General features: G+C 70.5%; 17 protein-coding genes, 1 tRNA gene and 4 pseudogenes. 17 read left to right on the top strand and 5 right to left on the bottom strand.

Features of this window, described 5'->3' with window-relative positions:
* Window positions 1-326 precede the first annotated feature (326 nt).
* Window positions 327-800 carry an Asp23/Gls24 family envelope stress response protein gene (locus tag ABZ281_RS10255; protein ID WP_356653988.1) on the bottom strand — a complete coding sequence of 158 codons (474 nt, stop codon included), beginning with the start codon at window positions 798-800 and terminating at the stop codon, window positions 327-329.
* Window positions 801-1,018: 218 nt separating this feature from the next.
* Between ABZ281_RS10255 and ABZ281_RS10260 the strand changes: the two are divergent.
* From ABZ281_RS10260 to ABZ281_RS10270, 3 genes and pseudogenes are all read left to right on the top strand, one after another.
* Window positions 1,019-1,460, top strand: a pseudogene (locus ABZ281_RS10260) (hypothetical protein).
* Window positions 1,461-1,485: 25 nt separating this feature from the next.
* Entirely contained in the window at window positions 1,486-1,794 is a 309-nt protein-coding gene (locus tag ABZ281_RS10265) for a hypothetical protein (protein ID WP_356653990.1), read from the top strand.
* A gap of 315 nt (window positions 1,795-2,109) precedes the next feature.
* Window positions 2,110-2,259: a hypothetical protein gene (locus ABZ281_RS10270; protein ID WP_356653992.1), complete on the top strand. Its 150-nt coding sequence runs from the start codon at window positions 2,110-2,112 to the stop codon at window positions 2,257-2,259.
* A 611-nt stretch (window positions 2,260-2,870) separates the two neighbouring features.
* On the opposite strand, the gene ABZ281_RS10275 is transcribed toward ABZ281_RS10270, so the two are convergent.
* Entirely contained in the window at window positions 2,871-3,005 is a 135-nt protein-coding gene (locus ABZ281_RS10275) for a hypothetical protein (RefSeq protein WP_356653994.1), read from the bottom strand.
* A 231-nt stretch (window positions 3,006-3,236) separates the two neighbouring features.
* On the opposite strand from ABZ281_RS10275, the gene ABZ281_RS10280 reads away from it, so the two are divergent.
* From ABZ281_RS10280 to ABZ281_RS10305, 6 genes and pseudogenes are all read left to right on the top strand, one after another.
* The gene (locus ABZ281_RS10280; RefSeq protein WP_356653996.1) at window positions 3,237-3,968 is read left to right on the top strand and encodes a DUF1775 domain-containing protein; all 732 of its coding nucleotides are present in this window, start codon (window positions 3,237-3,239) and stop codon (window positions 3,966-3,968) included.
* A 1-nt stretch (window position 3,969) separates the two neighbouring features.
* Window positions 3,970-5,784, top strand: coding sequence for a copper resistance protein CopC (locus ABZ281_RS10285; RefSeq protein WP_356653998.1), 1,815 nt, complete (start codon window positions 3,970-3,972; stop codon window positions 5,782-5,784).
* A 164-nt stretch (window positions 5,785-5,948) separates the two neighbouring features.
* Window positions 5,949-6,707: a hypothetical protein gene (locus tag ABZ281_RS10290; RefSeq protein ID WP_356654000.1), complete on the top strand. Its 759-nt coding sequence runs from the start codon at window positions 5,949-5,951 to the stop codon at window positions 6,705-6,707.
* A gap of 257 nt (window positions 6,708-6,964) precedes the next feature.
* Complete coding sequence (locus ABZ281_RS10295; RefSeq protein WP_356654002.1) at window positions 6,965-7,594, top strand: superoxide dismutase family protein; 630 nt, start codon at window positions 6,965-6,967, stop codon at window positions 7,592-7,594.
* A complete protein-coding gene (locus ABZ281_RS10300) occupies window positions 7,573-8,157 on the top strand; it encodes a copper resistance CopC family protein (protein WP_356654004.1) in 585 nt (194 codons plus the stop codon). Before ABZ281_RS10295 ends, ABZ281_RS10300 begins: the two co-directional genes overlap by 22 nt.
* A gap of 191 nt (window positions 8,158-8,348) precedes the next feature.
* A pseudogene (locus ABZ281_RS10305) lies at window positions 8,349-8,739 on the top strand (TetR family transcriptional regulator).
* Window positions 8,740-8,858: 119 nt separating this feature from the next.
* Here the strand turns inward: ABZ281_RS10305 and ABZ281_RS10310 are convergent.
* Both ABZ281_RS10310 and ABZ281_RS10315 read right to left on the bottom strand, forming a co-directional pair.
* Entirely contained in the window at window positions 8,859-9,188 is a 330-nt protein-coding gene (locus tag ABZ281_RS10310; protein ID WP_356654006.1) for a TfoX/Sxy family protein, read from the bottom strand.
* 212 nt (window positions 9,189-9,400) lie between these two features.
* On the bottom strand, window positions 9,401-10,471 hold the full coding sequence (locus tag ABZ281_RS10315) for a methyltransferase domain-containing protein (protein ID WP_356654008.1): 1,071 nt from the start codon (window positions 10,469-10,471) through the stop codon (window positions 9,401-9,403).
* 342 nt (window positions 10,472-10,813) lie between these two features.
* Here ABZ281_RS10315 and ABZ281_RS10320 point away from each other — a divergent pair.
* The 4 genes and pseudogenes from ABZ281_RS10320 to ABZ281_RS10335 form a co-directional block, all read left to right on the top strand.
* Window positions 10,814-10,943, top strand: a pseudogene (locus tag ABZ281_RS10320) (conjugal transfer protein TraS); the annotation flags it as partial.
* The gene (locus tag ABZ281_RS10325) at window positions 10,932-11,108 is read left to right on the top strand and encodes an excisionase (RefSeq protein ID WP_356654018.1); all 177 of its coding nucleotides are present in this window, start codon (window positions 10,932-10,934) and stop codon (window positions 11,106-11,108) included. The pseudogene ABZ281_RS10320 and the gene ABZ281_RS10325, both read left to right, overlap by 12 nt.
* Window positions 11,105-12,501 (top strand): annotated as a pseudogene (locus ABZ281_RS10330) (tyrosine-type recombinase/integrase). The gene ABZ281_RS10325 and the pseudogene ABZ281_RS10330 overlap by 4 nt, the downstream one beginning before the upstream one ends.
* 115 nt (window positions 12,502-12,616) lie before the next feature.
* Window positions 12,617-12,898 (top strand): hypothetical protein, encoded by a 282-nt coding sequence (locus tag ABZ281_RS10335; protein WP_356654010.1) that lies wholly within the window; start codon window positions 12,617-12,619, stop codon window positions 12,896-12,898.
* A gap of 160 nt (window positions 12,899-13,058) precedes the next feature.
* On the opposite strand, the gene ABZ281_RS10340 is transcribed toward ABZ281_RS10335, so the two are convergent.
* A tRNA-Arg gene (locus ABZ281_RS10340) sits at window positions 13,059-13,130 on the bottom strand.
* Window positions 13,131-13,245: 115 nt separating this feature from the next.
* Here ABZ281_RS10340 and ABZ281_RS10345 point away from each other — a divergent pair.
* From ABZ281_RS10345 to ABZ281_RS10360, 4 genes are all read left to right on the top strand, one after another.
* On the top strand, window positions 13,246-13,764 hold the full coding sequence (locus ABZ281_RS10345; protein WP_356654020.1) for a response regulator: 519 nt from the start codon (window positions 13,246-13,248) through the stop codon (window positions 13,762-13,764).
* 222 nt (window positions 13,765-13,986) lie between these two features.
* Window positions 13,987-15,033, top strand: coding sequence for an ArgS-related anticodon-binding protein NrtL (gene nrtL, locus ABZ281_RS10350; RefSeq protein WP_356654012.1), 1,047 nt, complete (start codon window positions 13,987-13,989; stop codon window positions 15,031-15,033).
* Window positions 15,034-15,049: 16 nt separating this feature from the next.
* On the top strand, window positions 15,050-16,441 hold the full coding sequence (gene lysA / locus ABZ281_RS10355; protein WP_356654014.1) for a diaminopimelate decarboxylase: 1,392 nt from the start codon (window positions 15,050-15,052) through the stop codon (window positions 16,439-16,441).
* 183 nt (window positions 16,442-16,624) lie between these two features.
* Window positions 16,625-17,504: homoserine dehydrogenase (locus ABZ281_RS10360; protein WP_356654016.1), on the top strand; the 880-nt coding region annotated here is incomplete at its 3' end.

Consider the following 17,504-nt stretch of genomic DNA (forward strand, 5'->3'; position numbering starts at 1 on the left):
GAAGACGGCGGCCAAGAAGACCACGGCGGCGAAGAAGTCGACGGCCAAGTCGGGCCAGGGCCAGGGGACTGCCAAGAAGACGGCGTCGAAGAGCACCGCGAAGAAGACGCCGGCGAAGAAGTCGACGTCCCGCAAGCGCTCGGCCTGAGACGGACGGGTGGGAAGCCCTGCACTGACACGGACCGGCCGGACCGGCGGGAGGGCCGGCGCCCCTCGAGGGTGCCCTCCACCCCCAAGGGGGATGGGGAGGACGGAGGGCACCAGCCCGCCCCCTGCCCGCCGCCGCCCCATGGCCGAGTCCTGCTGAGGCAAGTAGACCCCTCGGGTCAGGCCACCCGCCTGCCCTCCTGCTGTTCGGACTCGTCCTCTTCCTCGTCCGGCAGATGGACGTCGTCGACGGCGATGTTGACCTCCACGACCTCCAGGCCGGTCATCCGCTCCACGGCGTTGATGACGTTGGTCCGGACATCCGCGGCGGTGTCGGCGATGGCGGCGCCGTACTCGACGACCACGTCGAGATCGACGGCGGCCTGGCGTTCGCCGACCTCCACCTTCACCCCCTGGGTGACCCCGCTGCCGCCGCCCGGCACCCGCTGACGCACAGCCCCGAAGGCCCTGGTCATTCCTCCGCCGAGGTTGTGCACCTCGGGAATCTCCCGGGCCGCCATGCCCGCGATCTTCGCGACGACCGTGTCCGCGATGGTGGTGTTTCCGCGGGTGCCCGGAGCGCCCTTGCCGCCCTGCGATGGCGCCCCGTCCTGCCTGCCCGCTGCATTACTGCGCTGAGTGGTCTCCGTCATGACCGTTACCTCGATGATCGGTGAGGGGATGAGCAGCGTCGTTCCCCTCCACGGTAGAACAATGGTGCGCATGGGGCGAAAGTGGCGCTTTCCGCCTCGTCGAGCCTCACCCGTCCCGGGTGAGGCCCTCCTCGTCTTGCCGTGGGCGCGCTGAGACCGGCACGGCCCCGGCGGGCGGCCACACCTCACCGGACGAGGAGGGGAACGACGAGGCCGGCATGACCACCACGCACCCGGGAAGCCTCCGCACGCCCCTGCGGGAATGGGCCACCGGCGTAACCGTCTTCGCGGCCATCATGCTCATGATCGGCGGCATTCTCGACATCATGCGCGGCATCGCGGAGATCGCGGACGACGACATATTCGTCTCGGCGCGGAACTACGTCTTCGAGTTCAACCTCACCGCCCGGGGATGGATCCACCTCGCCCTGGGCGTACTCGCCTTCGCCGTCAGCTTCGGCCTGTTCATGGCGTCGACCTGGGCCCGCGTCCTCGGCGTCGGCATCGCGGGCCTCTTCATCATCTCCAACTTCCGTTCCCTGCCCTACTATCCGGTCTGGTCGATCACCATGATCGCCATCTCGGGCTTCGTCATCCGGGCGCTGTGTGATGCGGAAGGACGACGCCTTCGTCCCGTTCGAGAGCCCCATGAGCAGATGAGGCGCGACGGTGGGCCATGTGTGCCATGGGGGCGCCATGCGGGCTGCTCAGTGTCCAGTTCGATTCCCTGCGCATCGACGAACTCCTTGACCGCGGTCTCCATCGCCCCGACGACACCAGGGCGGTGCCTCTGCCGCCGTACCTGGTGGCCCTGTGGCGCGAGCACGTCACTAACCTCGGCCCGGCCACAGATGGCCGGCTCTTCTTCAGCGGACGCGGACGCGGCCGCATCCTCACCCGCACCACCTGCCACCGCGTCCGGCACGAAGTCCGTGGCCTCGCCCTGCCGCCCGCGCTCACCAGCACCTCGCTCGCGAACGGCCGTATGACCTGACGCACTCGGCGTCGTCCACGTGGCTGTGCGCGCACGGATCCGGCCGAGGTCGCCCGGCGGGCCGGCAACGGCGTCGACGTCCTGCCGCGCCCGTACCCATGTGCCTCCACGACCGGCGGTCGACCGACAACCAGCGCGTGGAAGGGCTCCCGACGCCCACGACCAGCGGCCGGAACCGGAAGCGGCATGAGGGCCGGCACCTGTGAGAGCCAGACCAGGCGATCGCTGCAGCGGGAAGAGCGGGGGCATTTCGGCGGGAGTCGCGAGGGTGAGCCGGGCGCGGTTGGAGGAACTGGTGGCAGACGAGGCGACCTCGTGGGCTCACCGGGCGCTGTGGTCGGCGTTGCGGGACGGCAGGGCCCGGTGGCGGACTGGCTGGGAGCGGACGTCGAGGACGTGGACATCCCGCGCCGGCAGGTGCGCGTGCGGAAGCCGGTGAGGCCGGACAAGGCGTGGTTCCGGTGAGTGAGCTGACGGCATCACTGCTGGGCCGGTTGATCGCTGATCGGACGAGCGGCCCGTTGTTCCCATGTCGGCGCGAGCCGTGGACAATCCCCGCACCGGCAGGTGAACGCAGCCGGTGACGTTTGCGTATTCCCTCTAGCCGCGCGGATGTGTGACACACCACCGACGTCTGCCGCCTGTGATGCGGCGGGCTGGTGCTGACGGAGGTCTGCCGCGGCGGAGGGAGAGGCGATCATCCAGGGTGGGCACGTGAGGTCCTCCGACGGCCGCCCCGGTCGGTCGGGGGCGAGCCGTCGCTCAGTCTGTGCCAGAGCCGGGGTGTTCGCCCTGGCCGGCAGCGTCCTCGCCGCTCTGGGGCACAGTGCTGTCACTGAGCAAGCGGTGCCGTGGCGGTTCGTGTTGCTGGTGGCGGGGGCGCAGTTCGCCGTCGTCTGGCCGGTCGCCCGTCGGCGGTTGTCGTTGCCTGTCGTCGTCGGATGTGGCCTTGCCGTGCAGAGCGTGCTGCATCTGATGCTGACGATCGCGGGTGAGCCGGATTCGGACGGGACTGCCCAGGCCGCCCACGGCACTGACGGCATCCGCGGTGCTGCGGTGATGGACGCGCTGGGGGGTCATACCTGGCAGCACGTCTGTGCCGCGATGGCGGCCATCCACGTGCTGGCCGCGCCGGCGGTGGCCTGGCTGCTGCACAGCGCCGACGCCGCCGTGGCGGCCGCTCTGGCCACGACCCGCGCGGTACGCGGCATCGCTGCAGCCGTCGCCGCCTGGGTCCGCTCGCTGCGGGGCGGCGTTCAGGTCCGCCCCTTGCCCGCCGTGTCTCTCACCGGATACTCGGCGCCTGTCACGCGGGCATGGACTCATCTGTTGGGGCACGCGCTGGTGCGCCGGGGACCGCCGGGACACGTCCACGTCCCGCGTCGTCCCTCGCCCGGGCGGTCCCCTTGGGCTGCCCGGCCGTCACCGCAAGGAGCATCCCTGTGTCCGTGCACACCGCTGCCCGCACGGCAGGCCGTATCACCCTCACCTGCGCCGCCGCGCTGACGGCCGCGCTTTTTCTGGCCGCTCCGGCGTCCGCCCACGCGGGGGTCGAGGCCGACACCCCGCGGGCCCTGGCCGAGAATGCCACCCTCACCTTCGTCTCCGAGGCCGAGTCCGACACCGCCGGATTCGCCGGACTGCGCGTCGTCCTGCCCGGCGGCATCGCGTCCGGCGATGTCACACTCGCCGACGCGCCCGAGGGCTGGAAGCTGAAGACCACCGCAGACGGCTACACCGTCGCGGGGCCTGCCCTCAAGACCGGAGTCGATGCGCAATACAAAGTCAGGGTCCGGCAGTTGCCGGACACCGGCCGGCTCGTGTTCAAGACTCTCGAGACCTACAGCGACGGCGAGGTCGTCCGCTGGATCGAGCTGCCGGGCGGCGACGTGGAGCCCGAACAGCCCGCCCCCGTGCTACAGCTGAAGCCTGCGTCACCGGGTGCGGACTCCTCCGGCCCGAGCCCCGCCACCAGCAGCGCACCCACGGAGACGAAGGACGCTCGGCCCGCCGCCGGGAAGGCGGCCGCCGCTCAGGAGGACGGGTCGTCCGCCGGACCGGTGGCAGGCTCGGTGGTCGCCGGGCTGCTCGTGCTGGGCGCCGGCGCGTGGTGGCTGGCCAGGCGGCGCGCCTCCGGAGCATCCGAGACCCCGACAGCCGACCCGGAGTCATGACGTGGCACGACGACACGTGAAGCAAGGTGGGCACGCGGTCAGGGCTCTGCTGGTGGTGGTCGCCGTGCTCGCCGGTGCCCTGCTCGGCAGCGCGGCACCTGCGTCGGCGCACGCGGTACTGACCGGCAGCGACCCGCGCGGGGACACGGTGCTGAAGACGGCGCCCAAACAGATCACGGTCACCTTCAACGAGTCCGTCGCCCTCGCCGAGGACTCGGTGCGGGTCATCGATCCCGGTGGCCGCCCGGTGACCGCGGGCGACCCCGCGCACGCGGACGGCAAGGCGGACACGGCCCGGGTGCGGCTGACCGGTGGCCTGAAGGAGGGCACGTACACCGTCTCCTGGCGAGTGATCTCGGCGGACAGCCACGCCGTGTCCGGTGGCTTCCTCTTCTCCGTCGGCGCGCCCTCGCAGGCCCGGGCCGAGTCCACTGCCGAGCCGGCTGTGGACTCCGTCGTCGACCTGCTCTACGGCACCGGGCGCTACCTCGCCTATGCCGGTCTGGCCCTGCTGATCGGCATCGCCGTCTTCGCGCTGGTCTGCTGGCCCGGGTCAGCGTCCGTACGAGGAGTGCGCAGGCTGTTCCTGACCGGTTGGTGGACGCTGGCGCTGTCGACCATGGCGTTGTTGCTGGTGCGCGGGTCGTATGAGAGCGGGGGCGGACCGGCCGGGGTGTTCGACCCGCGGCTGCTGCGCGGCACGGTGGGCAGCCGGCCGGGCATCGCGCTGCTGGCCCGCCTGGCCCTGCTCCTGCTGGTGGCCTGGCTCCTCAAGCGCGGGCGGTACGAGGGGCGGGTCGATCGGCGTACGGTCGCGGCCGTACTCGCCCTGGGCCTGGCCGGGACATGGGCGGCGTCCGAGCACGCCTCCACCGGCATCCAGGTACCCGTGGCGATGGCCTCCTCCGTGCTGCACCTGCTCGCCATGTCGGTCTGGCTCGGCGGTCTGACCGCGCTGCTGGTCGCTCTGTTGCGGGCACCGGCCGACGAACCGCTCCCGCCGGCCGCCCTGGCCCGCTTCTCCCGGCTTGCCCTGGCCTCGGTGGCCGTGCTGGCGGCCACCGGCGTCTACCAGTCCTGGCGCGGGCTCGGCTCCTGGGAGGCGTTCGCCACCCCCTACGGCAGGACGCTGGCCCTGAAGGCCGCCACCGTGGTCCTCATGCTGGTGGCGGCGTCGTACTCCCGGAACTGGACCGAGCGGCTGCTGCGCGGGCCGGCGGAGGAACCGGTGCTGGTCACCGTGGGCGGCGACCAGAGCCCTGCGCCCGACCGGACGACCTCGCCCACCTCGGGGCCCGACTCGGCCGATCCCGGCCCCGAGGAGCAGCGACGCGGTTTGCGCAGGTCCGTGATGGCGGAGGTGGTGATCGGCGTCGTGGTGCTCGCGGTGACCACCGTCCTGACGGGCAGTCAACCAGGGCGGGCCGACGCCGAGACCGTGGCGGCCTCCAAGGTGCCCGGCCGGCCCGACGTGAACTTGACGACGGTGCCGTTCGACACGGGCGGCACGGGCCGCACCGGACGCGGCAAGGTACAGGTCATCCTGGAGCCGGGCCGGGTCGGCCGGAACGTGGTGGAAGCCACCGTCTACGCCGCGGACGGCAGCCTCCTCGCCATCCCCGAACTGCGGCTGAGCTTCACCCATTCCGACAAGGACATCGGCCCGCTGGACGCCGAACTCGCCGACCAGAGCGGCTACTGGGGCAGCGACACCCTCAACCTCCCGGCCGCCGGGACATGGACGATGCGGGTCACCGTCCGTACCTCGGACATCGACCAGGTCACCGTGGAGAAGGGGGTGAAGATCATCCACTGAGGTCGGGGCAGGGATCGCTGGGGATGAAGGCGGTCCGCGGTTCCGTACCTGCGTGAACGCTGTCGTGCAGCGGTCCGTAATCAACGACGTACGTGCCGGTCTTGAGGAGTTGCCCGATGCCCCGCATGCACCGCCCTGGCGGCGGAGCGAGTCGTGGCCGCCGCATGACAGGTGTCACGCAGGGTGCCACCGCCCTGCGTCTGGTGCGGACCGCGATGTTCGCGGCCGTATGCGCCATGACGACCGCACTGGGCCATGCCCTGATGGCTGACGACGTCCTGCCCTGGTGGGCGGTGGGCGTCGCGTTCGCCGTGACGGCCTCGGGAGCGTGGCGGCTGACCGGCCGAGAACGTCGCGCCGTGACGATCATCGGGGCCACCGTGGTCGCACAGGGGCTGCTGCACCTGCTGTTCAGCCTCACCCACCAGCTGGTCCGGTCATCAACCGCCGTCGGCGTCCCGATCGGGGAGCGGCCCTCCGGCACGCACGGAATGGCGTTCTCTCACTCCGGCATGGGCATGCACCACCCCGGGATGCACGCCCCGGTGCTGGAGGCGCCCTCTGGCGCACCGTTGTTGTCCGCCGTGACGCACGCGGCCTCCGCCGGGATGCTCCTGGCACACCTGCTCGCCGCCGTCGTGTGCGGCGTGTGGCTGTGGCGGGGCGAGGCCGCGGTCCACCGGATCGGCCGGGCTCTGGCCGCCGTCCTGTTCGCCCCGCTGCGCAGGGTCTGCCGCGTGCTGCTGCGGACGGAGGCCCGGCGTGCGTCGCCGCCGTGCCGTACCGCCGAGGGCGTCGCGCAGGACACGCGGCCGACCCCTTCCCCGCTGAGGCACGCGGTCGTCCGCAGAGGGCCGCCGCAGGGCCACCACCCCTGCGCACATCGCCCGTCTCCCGTCCCGCTGCTTGCCGCACGGCGCTGAAACCGGCCCGAACCGGCGGTGGCCGAGCCGGGGGACAGGCAGCTGGCCGGCGTGCCCGTACGCATGTCGGCGTGTTCTCTTCGGCCCGGGCTGTGTCCGCCGCCGCGCCGTCTGTCCTGGCGCGCGGTCGCCTGCGGGGTGCCGCGGCGTCGCGGCGGAGCCGGCCTGCTTCATCGATCGGGAGCTCCATGTTCAAGCACCACCACCACACATCCGGCCACTCACACCCGCCTGACACCGAGTCAACGGTGCGGCCGGTGACGTCCGGACGGGACGGGGAGGCGGGTTCGCGTCGCTCGCGCACCCGTCTCGCCGCCTGCTGCGCCGGTCTGACGGCCACGGCCCTGCTGCTGTCCGGCTGCGGCAGCGGCTCTTCCGACAGCGCGTCCGCGAACTCGGCGGCCGCCGACTCCTCCTCACCCTCCGCCGGTATGGACGACATGGAGGGGACGGCGATGGGAGACCCGTCGGCCACCCCCGCCGACAAGATCCCCGGCGCCGAGGTGGTCAAGGGCACCTTCAAGCTGCTCGACACCCGCCCGCCCGGCATGGACGACGTCAAGGGCACGGCCTCGCTGGCGCAGGGCCCGAAGGGCACCACGGTGACGGTGTCCCTGACCGGCCTGAAGCCCGGCGAGCAGTACATGTCGCATCTGCACGGCCAGCCGTGCGCCACCAAGGGCGGCGGGGAGCACTTCCAGTTCGACAAGGGCGGCCCGGCCACCCCGCCGAACGAGGTGCACCTGATGTTCACCGCCGACAAGTCCGGCATGGGTATGACCACGGTGAACAACGACCGCAAGACGGGCAAGGAGGCGGTGGCGGTCGTCGTCCACCCCATGGAAGCGATGGACAACCGGATCGCATGCGCGGACTTCGACTTCTGAGGGCGCCGGCCGTCCTGCTGGGATGCCTGTGCGTGCTGCTGTTCCTCGGCGGCACCCCCGCATACGCCCACACCGCGCTGAAAGACGCGACACCGGGACCCGGCGCCAAGGTCGCACCCGGTGCCGACGTCATCGCGCTGACCTTCAGCCGGCTGAAGTCCGGCACCACACCGACGATCGACATGACCGGTCCCGACGGCGCCGCGGTGCCCGTCGGGCAGCCCGCCGTGGCCGACGGCTCCGTCGTCTGCGCCGCCGTCACCCCGCTGCGCGCGGGGGTCAGCACTGTGTCCTACACCGTCACCTCCGCCGACGGCGACACGCAGACCAGCGCGTTCCAGTTCCAAGTGGTCGATGGCGCCGAGCCGGTCGCGGTTCCGTCCGCCTGCCAGGGCCTGAGCCTGCCGAAACCGGATACGGGCGGGGACGACACGATCCTGGGGCTGAGCCACACCACGTTCGCATTCGCCGTGGCCGCAGTCGTGGCTGCGGGCGGCGGCCTCCTCGCCGTACGCACGGTGCGCCGGGCAAGGACGGCCAAGCGAAAGGGGGCCACTGTGTGACGTTTCTGCCCCGCCCCGGGTAACGTCCGGACGGGCTGCACGCGCCTGGAACGGCCCTCTGCACCGGGAACCACCTGGTGCAGGGGGCCGTGCACCAGGAGACTGCTGAGAACTGGGATCGGGACGCTGTCCGCAGCGCGGGGCGAAGACCCGCCAGGAGCCCGGATGCCCACTTCGATCCGGACGCCACCCTGGAGACCGTGGTGCGGCTGTTTCTGGCGGCAGGGTGTGGCCTCGACCGGGGTCCAGGACGTGGTGACCGTGACCGGGCTCAACCGTTCCAGCCGGTACGCCACGTTCGGCGGCAAGTAAAAGCTCTACCTCGCCGCGCTGCATCGTTACCTGGAGCAGCGGTCCCAGCCGATGTTCCGGCGCCCGGCCGAGGACGAGCGGGGCCTGCCGGCCGTCTCCGAGTTCTTCGGCGGACTGATCGAGGCGCGCTGCTCGGGCGAGTACGCCCGCTGGGGATGCATGGTTGCCTTTGGCGTCGACGTGCGCTCCCGCGCCGGTGCCGACGCTACGACACTGCGGAAGACGGTAACCGCCGCCCTGGACTCGATCGCCGACGGGGCGGCGGCATAGACATGCGTGGTCTGGCTTTCAACTGGGTGAGTCAATCGCTGCGCGACTCCGCCGTCTCGCGGCCGAGCGACCTCGCTGAATGAGTGCGTCAGCAGGAGGCCAGCGCGGCGACAGGGCTGCTACTTGGGCGGCAGGCTCGCGGCGAAGGCGTGTCCCTCTTCTACCCACGCACTCAGGGCGTCGTCCTCCGCGACGGCTCCGCCCGCGATGACGACCCAGCCGCGCATCGGGCGGCCGGTCATGTCGAAGACCCGCGCACCCGGCCGGGCGAGGGCCGCGGCGGTGGCGTCCGGGCCGACGCGGACCATGAGGTCGTCGCCGGTCACGCCGACGGCCATGTTGCCCTGGAACAGGAAGGCGATACCACCGAACATGCGCTTCTCGGCGATCCTGGGATCCGCGCCGAGCCGTGCGCGGATCCGCTCGGCCAGTCCCTCGTCGTACGCCATCAGGCGCCTCCTCGCTGCTCGGTGAGCCTGCGTTCGAGGTCGCGCAGGTCCTTGGTCAGGGAGGAGCGGACCTGGCGGGCGAACGGGGGCGCGGCCAGGCGCAGCAGGCCGCCGGGTGCATGGCCGTGATCGGTAGCGGGTGCGCGCCGGCGGGGCGGGTCTGACGGATGGTTCCCCGGGCCAGTCGCCCTTCCGTCCGCGCCAGTCCGGGCTTATGGCTTGATGTCGTACAGGACGTTGAAGGGGTCGTCCGCTGGGGAGCGGGTCACGTCGCTGAAGCCTGCCTCGGCGCACAGACTGCGTACGGCTGCTTCGGGCATACCGCATGTGCCGAGGGCGGCTCCGTCGTTCGCCAGGGACGTGGTCATGCAATAGAACATGCTGAACCCGTAGAGCATCGTTGCGACGGGACCCACGTTGTCCTCGGGGCGGTCCTGGCAGTTGGCCTCGAGCATCAGGTAGTCGCCGTCGTCCTTGACGGCGGCCCTGATGGCGGACAGAAGCTGCTTCGGTTCAGCCGCGTCATGGATGACGTCGAAGGTGGTGATGAGGTCGTAGCGCCCGGGAAGCCCCTGGGTGGCATCGATCGTCTCGAAGGTCACACGGTCGGCGACCCCGGCCTTCTCCACGTTCTTCCGGGCGCGTTCCACCTGGCCCGGAAAGTTGTCGAAACCGGTGAAACGCGAGCGGGGAAACGCCTCGGCGAGCACGATCAGGGCACGGCCCGCGCCGCATCCGACGTCCGCGACGTCGATGCCCCGTTCCAACTTCTCGATGACGTGGGGAAAGGTACTGAGCCAGTCGTCGACCATCACGCTCTCGAACCAGCTGCCGGTGAAACGGCTCATGCCGTCCCACAGCGTGTCCGGGTAGCCGCTCTGCGGTACGCCGCCCCCGCTCCGGAACACCTCGCACAATCGTTCATACGGCGCGAAGGCGGCGGGCATCATCTGGTAGACGCCGCCGAGGAACATGGGCCCCGATTCGTCAGCCAGAGCCGGGGCGTGCTCGGCGGGCAGGGAGAAGCGCCCGGACACCGGCTCCTCCAGATAGCCTGCGGCGGTGAGCCCCCGCAGCCACTCGCGTACGTAGCGCTCATTGAGATCCAGACGGTCAGCGAGTTCCTGGCTGTCTGCGGGACCATGGGCGGCGAGGGCCTTGAACAAGCCCAGCCGGTCGCCCAGGTGGCACAGACCGACCGCCATCGTTCCACTGAGGTCCCCGAGGACCTTCTCCATGAAGGCTTCGACCTTTGCCTCGTCCACCTCGCGCGGTGCCGCCATGATGTCCCTCCTGGTCGTCGGGCGCGATCGCGGAGAGCGACCGGCCCGGCAAGCCAAACACCGGGCTGCTCCCTCGTCTGTCCGCCACGACGGGCGGGGTCGCGAACTCCACTCCCCGGGCGGCGTCGGCTAACGGCGCCTGCACACCGGACATCTACCGCGATCCACCGAGCCCCTCAATGTGCCCCCTGCACGCAGAAGATCGATATACGCAGGTAGACAGGCAGGGGTTGGCCAGGGGGCCAACCCGTCTGCCCATCTCTCGGGCCTTGCCTGCAACGCTATGAGGCTCAAGGTCCTCGTACTCGGGGCAGCACCTGCGGCGATGTCCCAAGATCCGTCCTGGATGTGTGTGGGCAGCGCTTCGGCGCCGAGCTGGGCAAGGGGGCGACCATGCTCCGCGCTCAGCTGACTGGCCGGGTCTGTCTGCCACCGCGTGAACGACGAAGCCTCCGCCAAGATGGCGCTGGGCGTTCGCCAAGTCCTGGACGAGCTGGGCGGCGTTTCTCGCCGGACGTTCTACCGCTGGCGTGAACTGGGTCATGCCCCTGAAGCAATCAAGCTCCCGAACGGCGAACTCCGCGTGTGGCGAAGCGACTTCACCGCTTGGCTGCACGGCCTTTGGGAGGTGGCGTGAAGTCGCACGACGTGCGGGTGTGGGGCATCCGCAAGCGGCCGTACAAGACACCGTCGTATGACGTGCGGTGGAAAGTCGGTGACGCGTCGCCGTTCTCCGAGACCTTCCGGACCAAGGCGCTTGCCGACAACTTCAGGGCGAAACTGCTCGGAGCCATTCAGAAGGGAGAAGCGTTCGACACCGAAACCGGTCTGCCGGACTCCATGGCGGCTGCGAAGCCCTCTCTCACCTGGTACGACTTCGCACGCTCCTATGTGGCCGTTAAGTGGCCGCACGCGGCTCCGAACTCCCGCGACAGCCTGAACGAGGCGATGACGCTCGTCACGACTCAGCTCCTGGGCGATCGGTCCGGTCGACCGGCAGACGATGTGTTGCGGCGCGCCTTACGCGGCTGGGCCTTCGTCGTACAGGCCGAGGACGAAGACGCTCCGCCAGTGGACATCGCGAACGCCCTTCGCTGGGTGGCCAAAGCCTCGCTGCCGCTGGCGACGCTCAAGAATCCGGCGGACATCCACCGCGTCCTCGACTCGCTCAAGCTCACCCTTTCAGGTGCCCCGGCGGCTGCCGAGACGGTGCGGCGCAAGCGGGCTGTCCTTTTCAACGCCCTCGCTTACGCGGTCGAGCTTGGGGAGCTCCCGGAGAACCCGGTCGCGCTGGTGAAGTGGAAGCTGCCCAAGGTGACCAAGGAAGTAGACCGCCGGGTTGTGGTGAACCCCCGGCAGGCTGCTGAGCTCCTTGGTGCTGTCTCGTACGTCGGCGGCTACCGCAGAGCCCGTGGCGGCGCCTGGTCGCGTTCTTCGCCTGCATGTACTTCGGTGGGCTTCGGCCGGCGGAAGCTGTGGCGCTGCGTCGTCCGGACTGCACGCTGCCGGAGACCGGGTGCGGTTCGCTGATCCTGGAGAAGACCCGCCCGACCGTGGGGAAGCGCTGGACCGGGACCGGGGAGGTTCACGACAACCGCGGCCTCAAGAATCGCCCCGCGAATGAAACCCGCATCGTCCCGATCCCGCCTCGCCTCGTCCGTATGCTCCTCGCCCACATCGAGGAGTTCGGCACCGCCAAGGACGGGCGGCTGTTCGCCGACGAACGTGGGGGAGTGGTCGCCTCCACCACGTACTGGCGCGTCTGGGACGAGGCCCGGCACCTGGCGCTCACGCCGGAACAGGTGGCCTCGCAGCTGGCCGCTCGACCGTACGACCTGAGGCACGCCGCGCTCTCCTCCTGGCTCAATGCCGGTGTCGACCCCACCGAGGTTGCGGAGCGGGCGGGCAACAGCGTCGAAGTGCTGTTGAGCCGGTACGCGAAGTGCTTCGACGGGCGCCAGGACGTGGCCAACCGCCGGATCGCGGAGCTCCTCGGGGAGGGTGATGACCAGGAGGAAATAGAGAACTGACTGAGGTCGGCCGAAGGTACTGTGCTCCCACCTGCTCAATGAGCGGGTGGGGGCCTTCGGCGTTCTGGCCTGTTCCCTGTTGCTGTGCGTCTGCGTTGTGGAGTTCGGAGGGCCCATGGACCTGCTCGCTGTGCTCGATGAAGCGGTGGCCACTCTCAAGGCTCCTCTGGGAGAGGACGACCGGGCGCAGGGCTGGACCGATGATCTCCGAAGAGAGGTGCAGGCAGAGATCTCGATCAATCGCTCGGTGCTGCGTCGCCACGGGCTGGGCATGGCGCGGCACCTGCGTCCTCGCCTCGACGAGTGGATGGAACATGAGGGCGTGCAGCCCGGGCGTCTCCGGGGCCTGGTGGGTGACGTGCAGCGGTCGCTCGTGGAAGCTCGGACCATGACGTGAGGAATGCCCGCTGACCTGGGCGTTGTCGCCGGCCGCCGTCCACGAATAGTCCACGGCCCCTGACATGCAGCCGCTCCGAGCCGCAGACGCCTGCACACACACGAAGACCCCGTCCCAGCGAAAGCGCTGATGGCGGGGTCTTTGGACACCTCATGCAAGGTGCCCCCGGCAGGATTCGAACCTGCGCACACGGCTCCGGAGGCCGTTGCTCTATCCCCTGAGCTACGGGGGCGTGTTCGTCGCGTTGCTCGCGGCGACGGGTAGAACACTACCAGCTCCCTCGGTGTGGTCATGAACGGGTTTTCGCTGTCGGGGACGGGGATGTGAGTCGCTCGTGCGGGGTGGAAGTGGGGAAAACCCGGACGCGATGGCCGGGGTCGACCTACTCTCGAGTGGTGCCAGGCGTGTCGGGTCGGGTGCTTGTTGTGGACGACAACAAGGTCATCCGGCAGTTGATCAGGGTCAACCTCGAGCTGGAGGGGCTGGAGGTCGTGACCGCGGCCGATGGTGCCGAGTGTCTTGATGTCGTTCATCAGGTGCGGCCCGATGTCGTGACCCTCGACGTCGTCATGCCCCGGCTGGACGGGCTCAGGACCGCCGCCCGGCTGCGGGCCGATCCCCGTACCCGTGACATGCCCCTCGCCATCGTCAGCGCGTGCAGCCACCCCGAGATCGAGGCCGGGCTCGAAGTCGGCGTCGATGCCTTTCTCTCCAAACCCTTCGAGCCGGCCGAACTGGTGCGGATGGTGCGCCAGTTGGTCGAGCGGGCCCGGGCCCGGGGCGGGGGCCGGGAGCACGGCGGCAGCCCCGACGCCGGCGGCGATGGCGCCCCGGTGAAGGAAGTGGATCAACCCGCCGTGCCGTAGGGGAGCGGCCCGAGCGCCAGCCCTTGCAGCAGGCCCTCAAGAGCCACCGCGTCCACCTCCCCGACCGGCCCTCAAGAGCCACCGCGTCCACATCCCCGACCGGCCCTCGAGATGTGCCGCGACCACATCCCCGACCGGCCCGCAAACGCCGCCCCGTCCACATCCCGGACCGTACCGAAACCGGCTCGCATACCCACCCCCTTCCTCCCATACGCTTGTCCCGTGACCCCCGTCGAGCTCTCCCGCACCGTGCTGCACGCCGTGCGCCGCGCTGTCGACGAGGGTGAGCTCAGGGTGATCGTGCCGGAGCGGGCCGTAGTCACTCCGCCGGGGCCCGGGGGCTGTGGCGACTACGCCACGAACATCGCCCTCCAGCTGGCTCGCGCGGCAGGGCAGCCGCCGCGTGACGTGGCCGAGATCCTTCGTGCGCGGCTCCTCGACGAGCAGCGGTTCGCCGATGTCGTGGTCACCGGGCCCGGATTCCTCAACGTCAGCCTGCACAGCACCGCCTCCGGCGACCTGGTCGACGAGATCCTGCGGCGCGGGCGGCGCTACGGGCACACGACGAACGGGTTCAGCGGGATCGCCCTCAAGATCTATTGCCGGGCCGAGGTGCGTGCCGTGGTGGTCACGGATGTTCTGGCCCGTCTTGCGCGCAGCCAGGGGGACATCGTCCGTGTCTCGTGCACCGGCCGGCCTGCCCCGGAGTGGAAGTCCGTCCTCGGGGCGGACATCGCCACCCCGGGGCCACGTGTCATCCCCGATCGGTCCGTCACCGTCCACCCCGTCCCCACCCCCGCCGACCCCCTTCCCCTCGGCCGGGACGCCGCCCGCTGGGCGCTGCTGCACCCCGCAGCCCACGACCGGCCCCGGATCCCCGGCGACCACCTCGTCCAGCGGGAGACCAACCCCCTCTTCCGCGTCCGGTACGCCCACGCCCGCACCCGGGCCCTCCTGCGTAACGCCGCCGACCTCGGCTTCCACCCCGAGCCCGGTCCCGTGAGCGAAGCGGAAGCGCTGCTCGCCGCACTCGGCGATCACCCCCGCGTCCTCGCCGCCACCGCCATGCACCACACCCCCGACCGCCTGGCCCGGCACCTCGTCACCGTCGCCGATGCGGCGATGCCCCTGCTCCCCGCCGTGCTGCCCCGCGGTGCGGAGAAACCCTCGGCCGCCCACCGTGCCCGGCTCGCGCTCGCCGAAGCCGCCGGGACGGTGCTGGCCGGCGGCCTGTCCCTGCTCGGTATCGACGCTCCCGACCATCTCTGAGAGACACGAACAGATCATGAGCCGTTCCGCACACCCCGCCGGGCCCCGTCACGCCGATGTCCTCCCCGAGGGCCACTACTCTGCTCCGCCCGCCGACCTCAACGCGCTGGACCCCAAGGTGTGGGCCCAGACCGTGACGCGTGACGAGGACGGAGTCGTGACTGTCGGTGGCATCCCCGTCACCCGGCTCGCCGAGGAGTACGGCACCCCCGCCTACGTCCTGGACGAGGCCGATTTCCGGGCCCGCGCGCGGGCCTGGCGTACCGCCTTCGGGGCCGAAGCCGACGTCTTCTACGCCGGCAAGGCGTTCCTCTCCCGCGCCGTCGTGCGCTGGCTCGACGAGGAGGGGCTGAACGTCGACGTCTGCTCGGGCGGCGAGCTGGCCACCGCCCTCTCCGCCGGCATGCCCGCCGACCGCATCGCCTTCCACGGCAACAACAAGTCGGTCGACGAGATCACCCGGGCCGTCGGGGCCGGAGTCGGGCACATCGTCCTCGACTCATTCCAGGAGATCGTCCGCGTCGCCCACATCGCGCAGAGCCTCGGAAAGCGGCAGAAGGTCCTCATCCGCATCACCGTCGGCGTCGAGGCCCACACCCACGAGTTCATCGCCACGGCCCACGAGGACCAGAAGTTCGGCATCCCGCTGGCCGGCGGGCAGGCCGCCGAGGCTGTACGCCGGGCCCTGCAGCTCGACGGGCTCGAGCTCGTCGGCATCCACAGCCACATCGGGTCGCAGATTTTCGACATGTCCGGGTTCGAGGTCGCCGCCCACCGGGTCGTCTCGCTCCTGAAGGCCGTCCGCGACGAGCACGGCGTCGAGCTGCCCGAGATCGACCTCGGCGGCGGCCTCGGCATCGCGTACACCAGCGACGACGACCCCCGCGAGCCGCACGAGATCGCCAAGGCGCTCACCGAGATCGTCACGCGGGAGTGTGAGGCCGCGAAGCTGCGTACTCCTCGTATCTCGGTCGAGCCGGGGCGGGCCATCGTCGGGCCGACCGCCTTCACGCTCTACGAGGTCGGCACCGTCAAGCCCCTCGACGGGCTGCGCACCTACGTGTCCGTCGACGGTGGCATGTCGGACAACATCCGCACCGCGCTGTACGACGCGGAGTACAGCGTTGCGCTGGTCTCGCGCACCTCCGAGGCGGAGCCGATGCTCGCCCGCGTCGTCGGCAAGCACTGCGAGAGCGGGGACATCGTGGTCAAGGACGCGTTCCTGCCGTCGGACCTGGCACCGGGTGACCTCGTCGCCGTGCCGGCCACCGGCGCGTACTGCCGGTCGATGGCCAGCAACTACAACCACGTGCTCCGCCCGCCGGTCGTCGCCGTCGACGGCGGTGAGGCGCGGGCGATCGTCCGTCGCGAGACGGAGGAGGACCTGCTGCGTCTCGACGTCGGCTGAATGAGAAAAGGCCGATGAATGACAAAAGGCCGAAAGCCGAAGCAAGCGGGCGGCGGAAGATCTCCTGTCTGCCGCCCCCGCGAAAATGAAATAGACGTCTCACGATCCGGACCGGGGGCAGAAACTCCCGTCCGGTGAGTGAGACTGGTTCCACCGTAGACGGTAAAGAGGAAACGAGGTCGGATGATGCGTACGCGTCCGCTGAAGGTGGCGCTGCTGGGCTGTGGAGTGGTCGGCTCAGAGGTGGCGCGCATCATGACGACGCACGCCGACGACCTCACGGCCCGGATCGGTGCCCCCGTGGAACTCGCGGGCGTGGCCGTACGGCGCCCCGACAAGGTGCGCGAGGGCATCGCCCCCGAGCTCGTCACCACCGACGCCACCGCCCTCGTCAAACGCGGCGACATCGACGTCGTGATCGAGGTCATCGGCGGCATCGAGCCCGCCCGCGGGCTCATCACCACCGCCTTCGAGCACGGCGCCTCCGTCGTCTCGGCCAACAAGGCGCTGCTCGCCCAGGACGGTGCCGCCCTGCACGCCGTCGCCGAGCAGCATGACAAGGACCTCTACTACGAGGCCGCCGTCGCCGGTGCCATCCCGCTGATCCGGCCGCTGCGCGAGTCCCTCGCCGGCGACAAGATCAACCGGGTGATGGGCATCGTCAACGGCACGACGAACTTCATCCTCGACGCGATGGACTCCACCGGCGCCGGCTACCAGGAGGCCCTCGACGAGGCCACCGCCCTGGGGTACGCGGAGGCCGACCCGACCGCCGACGTCGAGGGCTTCGACGCCGCCGCCAAGGCCGCGATCCTCGCCGGCATCTCCTTCCACACGCGCGTGCGCCTCGACGACGTCTACCGCGAGGGCATGACCGAGGTGACCGCGGCCGACTTCGCCTCCGCGAAGGAGATGGGCTGCACCATCAAACTGCTCGCCATCTGCGAGCGGGCCGAGGACGGGGCCTCCGTCACCGCGCGCGTGCACCCGGCCATGATCCCGCTGAGCCACCCACTGGCCTCCGTCCGCAGCGCCATGCCGCCGCGCGACACCCGAGAGGACC

Origin of the sequence: Streptomyces sp. NPDC006265, from assembly GCF_040613555.1 — a bacterium.
Classification (GTDB): Bacteria; Actinomycetota; Actinomycetes; order Streptomycetales; family Streptomycetaceae; genus Streptomyces.